Origin of the sequence: Luteibacter sp. 3190 (genome assembly GCF_031456385.1) — a bacterium.
GTDB lineage: Bacteria > Pseudomonadota > Gammaproteobacteria > Xanthomonadales > Rhodanobacteraceae > Luteibacter.
The window spans coordinates 462,456-474,141 of sequence record NZ_JAVDUO010000003.1; the positions used below are offsets into that span (position 1 = coordinate 462,456).

10 protein-coding genes are annotated in these 11,686 nt (G+C 68.0%); 6 read left to right on the forward strand and 4 right to left on the reverse strand.

From position 1 onward, the window contains the following. Nucleotides 1-68 precede the first annotated feature (68 nt). From cyoB to J2X58_RS14885, 5 genes are all read left to right on the forward strand, one after another. The gene (cyoB, locus tag J2X58_RS14865; protein WP_217642680.1) at nucleotides 69-2,042 is read left to right on the forward strand and encodes a cytochrome o ubiquinol oxidase subunit I; all 1,974 of its coding nucleotides are present in this window, start codon (nucleotides 69-71) and stop codon (nucleotides 2,040-2,042) included. Between the two features lie 52 nt (nucleotides 2,043-2,094). Further along, nucleotides 2,095-2,670: a cytochrome o ubiquinol oxidase subunit III gene (gene cyoC, locus J2X58_RS14870; protein WP_254779459.1), complete on the forward strand. Its 576-nt coding sequence runs from the start codon at nucleotides 2,095-2,097 to the stop codon at nucleotides 2,668-2,670. After that, complete coding sequence (gene cyoD, locus J2X58_RS14875) at nucleotides 2,667-3,077, forward strand: cytochrome o ubiquinol oxidase subunit IV (RefSeq protein WP_090058831.1); 411 nt, start codon at nucleotides 2,667-2,669, stop codon at nucleotides 3,075-3,077. Before cyoC ends, cyoD begins: the two co-directional genes overlap by 4 nt. Next, nucleotides 3,074-3,850 carry an SURF1 family protein gene (locus tag J2X58_RS14880; RefSeq protein WP_310049082.1) on the forward strand — a complete coding sequence of 259 codons (777 nt, stop codon included), beginning with the start codon at nucleotides 3,074-3,076 and terminating at the stop codon, nucleotides 3,848-3,850. Before cyoD ends, J2X58_RS14880 begins: the two co-directional genes overlap by 4 nt. 115 nt (nucleotides 3,851-3,965) lie before the next feature. Next, the gene (locus J2X58_RS14885) at nucleotides 3,966-4,907 is read left to right on the forward strand and encodes a DUF535 family protein (RefSeq protein WP_310049083.1); all 942 of its coding nucleotides are present in this window, start codon (nucleotides 3,966-3,968) and stop codon (nucleotides 4,905-4,907) included. A 109-nt stretch (nucleotides 4,908-5,016) separates the two neighbouring features. Here J2X58_RS14885 and J2X58_RS14890 read toward each other — a convergent pair whose 3' ends face one another. Genes J2X58_RS14890 through J2X58_RS14900 form a run of 3 tightly spaced genes read right to left on the reverse strand, consistent with a single transcriptional unit; the run spans nucleotide 5,017 to nucleotide 9,071 of the window. After that, complete coding sequence (locus tag J2X58_RS14890) at nucleotides 5,017-7,476, reverse strand: TonB-dependent receptor (RefSeq protein WP_310049085.1); 2,460 nt, start codon at nucleotides 7,474-7,476, stop codon at nucleotides 5,017-5,019. Nucleotides 7,477-7,506: 30 nt separating this feature from the next. Further along, a complete protein-coding gene (locus tag J2X58_RS14895; protein WP_310049086.1) occupies nucleotides 7,507-8,532 on the reverse strand; it encodes a FecR domain-containing protein in 1,026 nt (341 codons plus the stop codon). Continuing rightward, the gene (locus J2X58_RS14900) at nucleotides 8,529-9,071 is read right to left on the reverse strand and encodes a sigma-70 family RNA polymerase sigma factor (protein ID WP_310049088.1); all 543 of its coding nucleotides are present in this window, start codon (nucleotides 9,069-9,071) and stop codon (nucleotides 8,529-8,531) included. The genes J2X58_RS14895 and J2X58_RS14900 overlap by 4 nt, the downstream gene beginning before the upstream one ends. Nucleotides 9,072-9,315: 244 nt before the next feature. On the opposite strand from J2X58_RS14900, the gene J2X58_RS14905 reads away from it, so the two are divergent. Beyond that, the gene (locus J2X58_RS14905) at nucleotides 9,316-11,007 is read left to right on the forward strand and encodes a glycosyltransferase family 39 protein (protein WP_310049089.1); all 1,692 of its coding nucleotides are present in this window, start codon (nucleotides 9,316-9,318) and stop codon (nucleotides 11,005-11,007) included. On the opposite strand, the gene J2X58_RS14910 is transcribed toward J2X58_RS14905, so the two are convergent. After that, on the reverse strand, nucleotides 11,004-11,624 hold the full coding sequence (locus tag J2X58_RS14910; RefSeq protein WP_310049090.1) for a YrbL family protein: 621 nt from the start codon (nucleotides 11,622-11,624) through the stop codon (nucleotides 11,004-11,006). The genes J2X58_RS14905 and J2X58_RS14910 overlap by 4 nt on opposite strands. Between the last annotated feature and the right edge of the window lie 62 nt (nucleotides 11,625-11,686).

An 11,686-nucleotide genomic window follows, 5' to 3' on the forward strand; every position in this document is an offset into this window, starting at 1 on the left:
GCGGCGCCTTCCAAGTATTCAAGCCTTTGCCGAGTCCGGTAATGAACATGCCCGATCTAGCCAAACTGATCTTCGGACGCCTCACCATCGAGGCGATTCCGTACCACGAGCCGATCCTCATCGGCACCTTCATCGCGGTGGCGCTCGGCGGTATCGCCCTCCTCACCCTGATCACCCGGGCGAAGCTCTGGGGCTATCTGTGGAGCGAGTGGTTCACCAGCATCGACCACAAGAAGATCGGCATCATGTACATGGTGCTCGGCATCGTGATGCTGCTGCGCGGCTTCTCCGACGCCATCATGATGCGCGCCCAGCAGGCGATCGCCTTCAACGGCAATCCCGGCTTCCTGCCGCCGCATCACTACGACCAGATCTTCACCGCCCACGGCGTGATCATGATCTTCTTCGTGGCGATGCCGCTGGTCACCGGCCTCATGAACTACGTGGTGCCGCTGCAGATCGGCGCGCGCGACGTCGCGTTCCCGTTCCTCAACAACTTCAGCTTCTGGATGACGGTCGCCGGCGCCATGCTGGTGATGGCGTCGCTGTTCGTCGGTGAGTTCGCTCGCACGGGCTGGCTGGCCTATCCGCCGCTCTCGGGCCTGGCGCAGAGTCCGGATGTCGGTGTCGACTACTACATATGGTCGCTACAGGTGGCCGGCGTAGGAACCACGCTTTCCGGCATCAACCTGCTCGCCACCATCGTGAAGATGCGCGCGCCGGGCATGACCATGATGAAGATGCCCGTCTTCACCTGGACCTCGCTGCTGACCAATGTGCTTATCGTCGCGGCCTTCCCGGTGCTGACGGCGGTGCTGGCGCTGCTGGCGCTCGATCGCTACGCGGGCACCAACTTCTTCACGAACGACTTCGGCGGCAACGCCATGATGTACGTGAACCTGATCTGGATCTGGGGCCACCCCGAGGTCTACATCCTTGTGCTGCCGGTGTTCGGCGTGTTCTCCGAGGTCGTGGCGACGTTCAGCCGCAAGCGCCTGTTCGGTTACGCGTCGATGGTCTACGCCACGGTCGTGATCGCGGTGCTGTCGTACCTCGTGTGGCTGCACCACTTCTTCACCATGGGATCCGGCGCGAGCGTCAACTCGTTCTTCGGCATCACCACGATGATCATCTCGATCCCCACGGGCGCGAAGATCTTCAACTGGCTGTTCACGATGTACCGCGGCCGCATCAAGTTCGACGTGCCCATGCTGTGGACCGTCGGCTTCATGGTCACGTTCGTCATCGGCGGCATGACCGGCGTCATGCTCGCGGTGCCGCCGGCCGACTTCCTGCTGCACAACAGCCTGTTCCTGATCGCGCACTTCCATAACGTCATCATCGGCGGCGTGATCTTCGGCCTGTTCGCGGGCATCAACTACTGGTTCCCGAAGGCCTTCGGCTATCGCCTCGACGAGTTCTGGGGCAAGTGCTCCTTCTGGTTCTGGCTGGTCGGTTTCTGGGTGGCCTTCACGCCGCTGTACGTCCTCGGCTTCATGGGCGTCACCCGCCGCATGAACCACTTCGAGGATCCGTCGCTGCAGATCTGGTTCCAGATCGCCGCGTTCGGCGCGTTCCTCGTCGCCCTCGGCATCGGCTCGTTCCTGATCCAGCTGTGGGTCAGCTACAAGCGTCGCGACCAGCTGCGCGACGTCACCGGCGATCCGTGGCACGGCCGCACGCTCGAGTGGTCGACCTCGTCGCCGCCGCCCGCCTACAACTTCGCGTTCACGCCGGTCATCCACGACAACGATGCCTGGTGGGACATGAAGGAACGCAACGCGCGCCGTCGCCTGGAAGGCTACCTGCCGATCCACATGCCGAAGAACACGGGCGCGGGCGTGATCCTCGCCGGTATCTCGTTCGTGTTCGGTTTCGCAATGATCTGGCACATGTTCCTCGTCGCCGGTATCGCCTTCGTGGCGCTCGTCGCCACCGCGATCGGCCACACGTTCAACTACAAGCGCGATTACTACATCCCCGCCGACGTCGTGGCCCGGACCGAGGCCGCCCGCACGGAAGAGCTTGCCGCCCATGTCTGATATGCACGCCACGCCCTCCGCGGCCATTGCGGAACAGGACGTCGAGTTCTGGATGAAGGAAGACCACCACCCGGCCAACGGCACGTTGCTCGGGTTCTGGATCTACCTGATGAGCGACTGCCTCATCTTCGCCTGCCTGTTCGCCACCTACGGCGTGCTCGGCCGAAGCTATGCGGGCGGTCCGTCCGGCGCCGACCTCTTCGACCTGCCCCTGGTGGCGGTCAACACGACCATGCTGCTCCTGTCCTCGATCACGTACGGCTTCGCCGTGCTCGAGATGCAGAAGGACCGCAAGGGCACGATGATGGCCTGGCTCATCATCACCGGCCTCTTCGGCGCCGCGTTCCTCGGCATCGAGCTGTGGGAGTTCTCGCACCTCATCCATGAGGGCGCGGGCCCGCAGCGCAGCGCCTTCCTGTCGTCGTTCTTCACGCTCGTCGGCACGCACGGCCTGCACGTCACCTTCGGCATCATCTGGCTGATCACCCTGCTGTTCCAGGTGGGCCGCCTCGGCCTCACGCCGGCCAACAAGCGTCGCATCATGTGCCTGTCGATGTTCTGGCACTTCCTCGACGTGGTCTGGATCGGTGTCTTCACCTTCGTTTACCTGATGGGATCCCTGCCATGAGCGCGCAGATCGATTCGCACGGCGCCCACGGCGCGCACGACGACCACCACGACGATGGCGTCGGTCACAGCACCCTGAAGGGCTACATGATGGGGTTCTTCCTCGCGGTGGTCCTGACGGCGATCCCGTTCTGGCTCGTGATGGAAAAGGTCATCCCGAACACGCAGACGCTGGCGGTGGTGCTCCTGACCTTCGCCGCGATTCAGATCGTGGTCCACATGATCTACTTCCTGCACATGAACCCGCGGTCGGAAGGCGGCTGGAACATGCTGGCGCTGATCTTCACCCTCGTGATCGTGGTGATCACCCTGGCGGGATCCATCTGGGTCATGTTCCATCTCAACTCGAACATGATGCCCGGCATGTCGCACCAGATGACCGAGCAGCAGGTGAAGAACCTGCCTTGAGCGCGGACGTCGCCACGGAGAAGAAAACGCCGCGTCCTCGCGGCGTTTTCGTTCTGGGAGCGCTGTCGCTGCTTGGCGTGGCGCTGTTCGCGGGCTTCGTCGCGCTCGGTACGTGGCAGGTGCATCGCCGCGCCTGGAAGCACGACCTCGTGGCGCGCGTCGACGCGCGCGTCCATGCCGCGCCGGTCGATGCCCCGGGGCGAGGGCAGTGGCCGCAGATCACGGCGGCGAACGACGCATACCGCCGCGTGAAGCTGACCGGCGAGTTCCTGCAGGACCGCAGCGTGCGCGTTCGGGCCAGTACCGAACTCGGCATGGGCTCGTGGCTGCTGACGCCGATGCGCTTGCGCGACGGCGACGTGGTCATCGTCAACCGCGGCTTCGTGTCGCCCGCCTGGTGTGGCGGCAAGGCCACATGCGCGACGGGGCCCTCGGGTGAGACGACCGTGTCGGGCCTGCTGCGCATCAGCGAGCCGAAGGGCGCCTTCCTCCAGCCGAACGATCCCGCGGCCGACCGCTGGTATTCCCGCGACGTCCCGGCGATCGCGGCGGCCAGGGGGCTGTCCGACGTGGCGCCTTACTTCGTCGATGCGGACGCGGCGTCCTCGCCGGGTCGCGGCGACGGCAACGAGGGTCCCGTCGGCGGCCTCACCGTGATCGCCTTCCCGGACAACCACCTCAGCTACGCCCTGACCTGGTACGGCCTGGCCCTGCTCACCCTGCTGGGCGCCTGGGTCGTCTGGCGCGACGAGCGGCGCAAGCGGAGCGGCTGATCCTCCGGCGTTACGGCGTCCCCGGCCCTGCGCCCGCTTCGCGGGATCGCCGATGCGATCGGCTCCCACCTGCCTTGCTCATTTCAATTTTCCGCACCCTGCACGTCTTAAGGACATGCAGTCCCGTTACCCACACAGTGCGCCGTTCGACGACCTGCCCCACGGCTGGGCGTCGCCCCGCCAGCCGAAGGAGCGCGGCCCGCTGGCCCTCGTGATCGGCCATGCGAGGCGTCGCGCGGCATTGCGCCGGTCGCGTCCCATGCCCGAGCGCCGCCTCGCCTACCTCCTGCGCACGCTCGCGGCGTTCAAACGCCAGGCCGAGTGGCTGCGGCTCGTGGGCACGTCGCGTGTCATGCGGGCCGCGGCCGAGACGAACCCCCGGGTCTACGAACGCTGGCAGTCGCACTACATCTCGCGCTCCTTCGATCTCGACGTCCGCGCGCGCATGATCGAATCGCATTACCGCTTCGTCGCCCGGCAGTTCCCCGAGCGGCTGAGCAACCGCATGCTCCGGGGCCACGACGTGCGGCTCGCGACGCTGCCGCTGGGCAACGGTGAAATCGCCTACCTGCATGCCCGCGCGCCGGAGCACGAGTGCACCGGTGAGCTGGGGCTGTTCCTGCTCAACGGCGACAAGGAAGTGGTGTCGTCGTGCACGGTGACGTTCGCGGGCGATCAGGGTCTGCTGATCGGCGCGATGCGCGGGTCGTGGGCCTACCTCGGCCGCAACGCGATCGCCCGTTTCACGCGCGCGACCGGCGGCCTGCGGCCGCGCGACCTGCTGCTCTCGGTGGTCCGTGCGCTCGCGACGCATTACGGCATCGAGCGGGTCCGGGGCGTCTCACGCGCCGCCCATCCGCTGGACCGCCGTACCGGCGTCACCGCCGCGGCCTATGACCGTTTCTGGAAACGCCACGGCGGCATCATGGGGCCGGACGGCTGCTACGAGATTCCCCGTATCGACACGGCGAGCGGCCGCGCCGAGCGCGACGCGTTCCGCCGCGAAGCGTGCGACGTGGCGCTCAGGGCATTCGCAAGACAACACGCGGTGTTGTAGGAGCGCCGTGGGAGCGGCCCTGGCCGCGACGCCTTTGGGGCCGTGAGCCACAGGACCTAGAGTTGTTCGCGAAAGTCGCCGTCCCCGAAACGCACGAACGCGCCATCGATCAAAAGTCGTAACACCCCGTCAGCAGCACCACGCGCCCCTGCCGTACCGGCACGAACGTCTCGTCGAAGTTCACCGCGTAGAGCGTGCGGTCGAAAAGGTTCTTCACGCCGAGCGTGACGCGCCAGCGCTCGCCGTAGCGGGAGACGTTCGCCTCGACGCTGGCCTGGCCGGGGATGCCGAAATACCGGCCGTCGGCGCTGGTACGGCCGAGGCTTCGGCTCCGCGCGAGCACGCCGGCGGCCACGCCCCACGGCTTCACCTCGCCGCTGCCGAAGCGGTAGCTGCCCCATACGGCGGCCTGGTGCTTCGGCGCGCCTGTCGGACGCGTGTCGTCGTTGTTGTGGATGCGCGCCTCGGTGAGGCTGGCCAGCACGTCGAACCCTGGTGCCACCTCGCCCGCGAACTCCACTTCCAGTCCGCGGTTGGTCTGTCCGGGGCCGGGCGTGGCGAAGAACGGCGGTTCGGGCGAGACGAGGTCGACGCTGTGATCGACGCGGATGCGGTAGACCGCCGCCGTGAGGCGTGCCCGCTGGTCGAAGAGGTCGAACTTTCCGCCGACCTCCACCTGCCGCGACGTCGCCACGGGCAGCGGCTGGCCATCCTTGCCGAGCAGTGGATCGGGCTGGAAGCCGGTGGAGGTGTCCGCGTACAGCGCGACATCGGGCGACAGCTTGTACACGACGCCGAGCTTCGGAATCCAGCGCGACTGGTGCACGCGCCGCGGCGAGCCGTCTTCCCATCGCGTCTCAAGCCGATAGCTGGTGCGGCGAAGCGCGGCGAGCACGTTCCAGTCCTCGCCGATCGCGATCTGGTCCTGCAGGTAGATGCCCGCGTTGGTCTGCCACGAACCGCCGAGATTCTGCACCGTCGTGCTCACGGGCGTGACCATCGCGTTGTACTTCTTCGAGAAGTCGCTCGTCGTGCGCAGGTCGTACGCGATGGGCCGCGTCACGATGACGGACCCGCGATCCGACGTGCCCGCCATGTCGTCGGTCACTTCCACATTGCCGTTGCCGTCGTCGCCGGCGTGCGTGCGTGCGAGATCGACGCCCAGCAGCAGCGTGTGCGCGACGTCGCCGTGCTCGAAGCGCGTGGTGAGGTCGTTCTGCCACGTCCAGTACGTGCCCGAATAACGGAAGCGGCGATCCACCGCGTCGAGCGAACCGGCGAAGCCACCGATCAGGTACGACTGGCTGCGGCCGTCGCTGTGCTGACGCACGTACTGGCCCTGGCTGTGGAACGTCCAGTCGTCGGCGACGTCGTGATCCACCTCGAAGACGGCGCGGCTGGTGCGGAACGTGGAGACGTCCGTCGGATCGTCCGACGAGACATCCGAAAGCGTCGCGGTCGAAAGCGTCGGTCCCAGCAACACCGAGTGGTCGGGCCCCGGCACGCGGTTGTCGACGAATTCCAGCCCCGCCATCACGCGCGTGCGGTCGCCCTGCCACGCGAGCGACGGGGCGAGGTAGGCGCCACGCCCGCCGCCGTAACCCTGCGGCGTCTTCTCGCCGCGTTGTCCCGCGGCGACGAGGCGGTAGGTGAACGCACCGTCCTTCGACGCGGTGCCGGCGAGATCGAGACCCACGCGTGCGCCGTCGTACTCGCCGAGCGAATAGGTCAGCGTGCGCACGGTGCTCGCCTGCGGCCGCTTCATGACGACGTTGATCGAGCCGCCGAAATTGTTGTTCTGCGAGGCGTCGCCGAGGATCGCTTCCGGGCCGCGCAGCACTTCGACGCGTTCGATGCCGATGAGCGGCGGCAGGTCTTCGGTGCGGGCGATGCCGTTCGGCATGCCGTCCGTCATGCCATGCCCGGCATCGAAGCCGCGGATGAGGAAAAGTGGCGATCCGCCGTAACCATCCACGTACTGGACGCCGGCGACGTAACGCGCCACGTCGCCGATGTCGACCGCCTGCTGCGATTCGATGGCCTGCTTGTTGACCACCGTGACCGATTGCGGCACGTCGCTCAGGCGGGTTTCGTTGCGCGTGACCGTGCGGGTCGAATCGGCCCTGAAGCCGGTGTCGGAGACGAGGCCGCGCACGTCGACCGTCGCCAGCGGCACCACGCTGGTCGGATCGAACGTCACGTCGGCATCGACCGGCGCGGGTGTCGCGTTTCCGGCCTTCTGGCGCTGGCGGACGACGACGGTGCGCGTGTCGTAGGACTCGCGTTCGAGATCGGTGCCTTCGAGTAGTTCGTCGAGCGCCTGGTTCGGCGTCAGCACGCCTTTCGCACCGCCGGTGCGCCAGTTCGCGATCGATCCGGAGGCGGTGAGCACCTGCACGTTGGCCTGCTGGCCCCAGGCGAGCAGGGCGGTCGCCAGCGGTTGCGGATCGATGGAGAACGCCTTGGGAGGCAGGTTGCCGTCGGCCGCGGCGTCGGCCGCGCTGGCGCAGCGCATCGCGACGACCAGCGCGAACGCGCCGGTGAGTGCGCGCCGGCGCCCGCGAAGCATGTACGGCAAGACCTGCGGCCCCTTGGGTTTTCAGCGCGGCTGGGCACTCCGCGCCATCGTCGTCTGACGGGCGAGCTCCAGTCGATCGGGGTAGGTGGCGACGCGCACCGGGAAGACCCGCGGCAGGGCCGCCACCCAGCTGTCGATGGTATCGACCTCGACCGTACCGGTAAACGTCAGCTTGCCCAGCGTGGGGTCCGCCAGGCGAATCGGGCGCTTGCTGTAGCGGTTCACGTTCTCCACCACCGACGCCAGCGGCTCGTTGACGAACTCCAGCCGGTGGCCTCGCCAGGCGACGGCGTTGGCCGGATCGACGTCGAGGATGCGCATCGCCTGGGTCTCAGGATCGAACGAGACTTCCCGGCCCGCGCCCAGTTCGACCGTGCCGGCGTCGCTCTGGGCTGCCATCGGCGACACGCGAACGCGGCCTTCCGTCACCGTGACCGTCACCCGCTCGCCCGTGCGGCGGACGTTGAACGCGGTGCCGAGGTCGCGGATCCGCAGAGGCCCGGCGTTGACGATGAAGGGACGCTCCGCGTGCGCGACGCGGAAGAACGCCTCGCCCGCGTCGAGATCGACCATGCGCTCGTCGCGGCCGTAGCGCGCGGTCACCGAACTGGCGCCGCCCAGCTCGATGCTCGAGCCGTCGGGAAGCGCGATGTCGCGATGACCGGCGCGTTCGCTGGCGTAGCTTGCGCTCACGTCCGACGTGCGGGGCTTCAGGGCAAGGAACGCGCCCGCGCCGACGACCGCCAGCGCGACACCGGCGGCGAGCGCCAGGGCGAAGCGCGGACGACGGGCGCGCGCGGGGTGCGGCGCCGTCGCGGGGGCGTACCGGTCCACGAACGCACGGCGCTCGGCGCCCCCCATGGCGGCGATGGACTCGGCGAGGGCGGACGCCTGGTCGAAGGCATCGGCGTGACGCGGATCGGCCTCCAGCCACTCGCTCCAGGCGAGGAGCTCGGCGTCGGGCAGGGAAGGATCGCGCAGCCGCGTCCACCAGTCGGCGGCGGTGTGCTCGAGTGGCCGGTCGAACGGGGAGGTGGTCGTCGTCATCGGGGGTTCTCCGCGCTGTCGCGGCGTTCTCGGCAATGCGCCAGGGCATTGCCGACGTGGTAGCGCACCATGCGCTCGCTCAGATTCATCTCACGCGCGATGGCCGCGAAGTCGCGTCCGTCGATCATGTGCATCACGAAGGCGCGACTCGTTTTCGGCGGCAGCTCGTCCAGCGCGACGCGCAGGTCCCGCCACTGTTCGTGGGCCGACGCGTGCTGCTCGGGAACGGGCGTGACATGCCAGTCGTCGGCATCCGGATCCACCGGCGCCGTCGCCCGCACGTTGCGCATGCGGATCCGGTCCACGGCGAGGTTGGACGCCGCGCGGAAGAGGAACGCGCGCGGCGAGTCGATCACCGTGTCGTCGCTCAGCGAGAGCAGCTTGAGGTAGACCTCCTGCGCCACTTCCTGGGCGTCGGCCAGCGAATTCAGGCGCGTGCGGAGGAAGGCGACGAGCGCCGCGTTGTGCTCACGGAACAGGTCGACGACCTGCCGGGCCCGGTTGCCGCCCGACGAGGCGGCCGCCTCGGATGGATCCATGGTTTGCCTGACCGCGTTCATGGGCTGGAGGGGAATGCTTATGGTCGCACGGTGGGAAATCGGCGCCCGTACGGGCAGGGACGAACGCCGATTTCCGCACCGGCGAACCCTTAAGACGTGCCAGCTCCACGAAATTGAAACGGCTTCGGCGAGAAAATGCGGTCACGTCCACTAAGCCCTTGATAGGGTAGAAAGACTTTTCTTCGGCTAGGATCGCCCCAGCCCGCCAGGACCGCCGGTCGAGATGCCACAGAACGACGAACGCCTCCCCTTACGTGAATTCGCCTGGTTCATGCTGATCGCGCTGGTCGTGCTCGCGGCCGGCATCGGCATGCGGGACCCCTGGCCACCGGACGAACCCCGCTTCGCCCTCGTGGCCCGCCAGATGCTCGAAACCGGCCAATGGCTGTTCCCCCAGCGGGGCGCGGAGCTGTATTCCGACAAGCCGCCCATGCTCATGTGGACGGAAGCCTTCTGGATGTGGATCACCGGCGGCTGGCGCGGCGCGTTCCTGCTGACCTCGCTGCTGTCCGGCATCGGCACCCTGGCGCTGGTCTGGCACCTCGGCCGTCGGTTGTGGAGCCCGCGCGTCGGGCTGGTCGCCGCCGGGCTGGTGCTGGCGACCATGCAGTTCGTGGACGTGATCCGTCACGCCCAGATCGATCCCCTCAATCTCTTCTGGATCACTCTGGGCAACACCGGGATCCTGCTGCACTGCCTGCGCGGCCCGAACTGGCGCATGTACTGGCTGGGCTGCTTCGCGGCCGGCCTGGGCGTCATCACGAAGGGCGTGGGCGTCATCGTCCTGCTGATGCTGCTGCCGTACGTGCTGCTGCGCGTGCGCGCGTGGCCTGGCGTCACGACGACGCGCGGCGATGGCTGGCGATGGGCCGGCGGCGCGGCGGCGTTCCTCGTCGCGGTGTCCCTCTGGCTGGCGCCGATGCTGCTCACGGCGTACGGCCAGCCGACGCCGGAGCACATGGCGTACGTGCGCGACATCCTGTTCCGCCAGACGGCGGAGCGTTACGCGAACTCCTGGCAGCACGAGGAAGCCCCCTGGTACTTCCTGCTGGTCATCCTGACGCACTGGGTGCCCACCTGGCTGCTGATCCCGTTCGTGGCGAAGCCATGGCGCGAGGCGCTGCGCCAGCGGGACGGGCGCGTGTGGATGCCGCTGCTGTGGGTAGTGCTGGTGCTCGTGTTCTTCTCGATCCCGAGCGGCAAGCGCGAGATCTACATCCTCCCGGCCCTGCCGATGCTGGCGCTCGCGATGGCGCCGTACGTGCTGGAGCTGCTCAGGACGCGCTGGCTGCAGCGCGCGGCGTTCGCGATCGGGATCGCCTGCGGCGCGATTTTCGGCGCGGCCGGCCTTTGGGCGCTGATCAAGGCGCCGAAGGCGGCGCGCCGCATCGCCGAGGGCTACGAGTTGAGCGGTCACGGCGAGGCGCTGTGGATCTGCGTCATCCTCGTCGGCGCGGGCTTCTTCCTCGCCGCGGCGATCGCGCGGCCGCGCCGTGGCGTGGCCGCGCTCGCCGGCGGCATGGCGCTCGCATGGATCATCTGGCCCCTCGGCACCTTCCCGCTGCTCGATGCGAACCAGTCGACCCGCCAGCTCATGGAAGAGGCCGATACGACGATCGGCCCCGATGGCCAGCTCGGGCTCGTCCTCTGGCGCGAGGAACTGATGTATCAGGCGCGGCGGCCGGTCGCCGAGTTCGGATTCGCGCGCGACGCGGCCAGCCAGTTGCGCGATGCGCGCGCCTGGCAGGCGGCCGATCCGGCGCATCGGTGGATCCTCATCAACGACCAGGCGCTCGACGCATGCGTCGTGGCGGGCAAGGCGGTGCCGCTCGGGAAGGCGAACCGGGTCAGCTTCTCGCTGCTGCCCGCGGAAGCGACGCGGGCCGGTTGCGAACCCGGCCCAACGCGGCCTTAGACCGCGGGTGCCTCGGCGCGGGTGCGCCGGAGCATCCGCTCGTACTTCTTCTTCGTGCGCGACGCGTTGTGCGCGCGATTCATCGAGCAGTGCGGCACGATGTTCTTCTCGCCGAAGCCGTCGATCATCACGAGCCGCGGGCCGCCGCGGGAATCCTCGCCGTAGACCACGTTCCAGGCGTGGAGGTCGGCGGCGATGGTGTTGTGCGAAAGCAGCCGGGCGTAGAAGCTTTCGAGTTCCTGCTCCGTCCTGCGCGTGAAGCCTTCCGCCTTCACCCAGTCGTGCAGCGTCGGGGCGAGGCGGCCGTCGGGGGTCCGCACCTTTTCCACGATCTGGCCGAGGCCGATGTCGGTCATCTCCAGCCCCACGACGCGTGCGATCGGCGAGCTCTCGTAGCCGCCCACGTAGATGCTCGTGACGTACTCCCGGAACTCGCGCACGAAGTCCTTGTACGGGCCGCTGCGCGCCAGGCGCCGGTACCACGGCGTGTCGTTCCAGCGCTGCTCGATGGACGCGGCGGAGATCACCTTGATCAGGAGGTTCTCGTCGTCGGGATGCTGGTACACCTCGCGGACGTGGCCCGTGGCGATCGGCGTGGCATCGGCCAGTCTGAACATCGTGGATCCTCGCTGGGGCCGTCGGCGAAAGGCGGCCGTAAGTTGCTGACAAGGCGCACAGT

What these genes read in the sequence shown, in the direction of transcription:
- cyoC (WP_254779459.1), top strand. Translation starts at nt 2,095, where the DNA reads ATGAAGGAAGACCACCACCCGGCCAACGGCACGTTGCTCGGGTTCTGG.
- cyoD (WP_090058831.1), top strand. Translation starts at nt 2,667, where the DNA reads ATGAGCGCGCAGATCGATTCGCACGGCGCCCACGGCGCGCACGACGAC.
- J2X58_RS14885 (WP_310049083.1), top strand. Translation starts at nt 3,966, where the DNA reads ATGCAGTCCCGTTACCCACACAGTGCGCCGTTCGACGACCTGCCCCAC.
- J2X58_RS14890 (WP_310049085.1), bottom strand. Translation starts at nt 7,476, where the DNA reads ATGCTTCGCGGGCGCCGGCGCGCACTCACCGGCGCGTTCGCGCTGGTC.
- J2X58_RS14895 (WP_310049086.1), bottom strand. Translation starts at nt 8,532, where the DNA reads ATGACGACGACCACCTCCCCGTTCGACCGGCCACTCGAGCACACCGCC.
- J2X58_RS14900 (WP_310049088.1), bottom strand. Translation starts at nt 9,071, where the DNA reads ATGGATCCATCCGAGGCGGCCGCCTCGTCGGGCGGCAACCGGGCCCGG.
- J2X58_RS14905 (WP_310049089.1), top strand. Translation starts at nt 9,316, where the DNA reads ATGCCACAGAACGACGAACGCCTCCCCTTACGTGAATTCGCCTGGTTC.
- J2X58_RS14910 (WP_310049090.1), bottom strand. Translation starts at nt 11,624, where the DNA reads ATGTTCAGACTGGCCGATGCCACGCCGATCGCCACGGGCCACGTCCGC.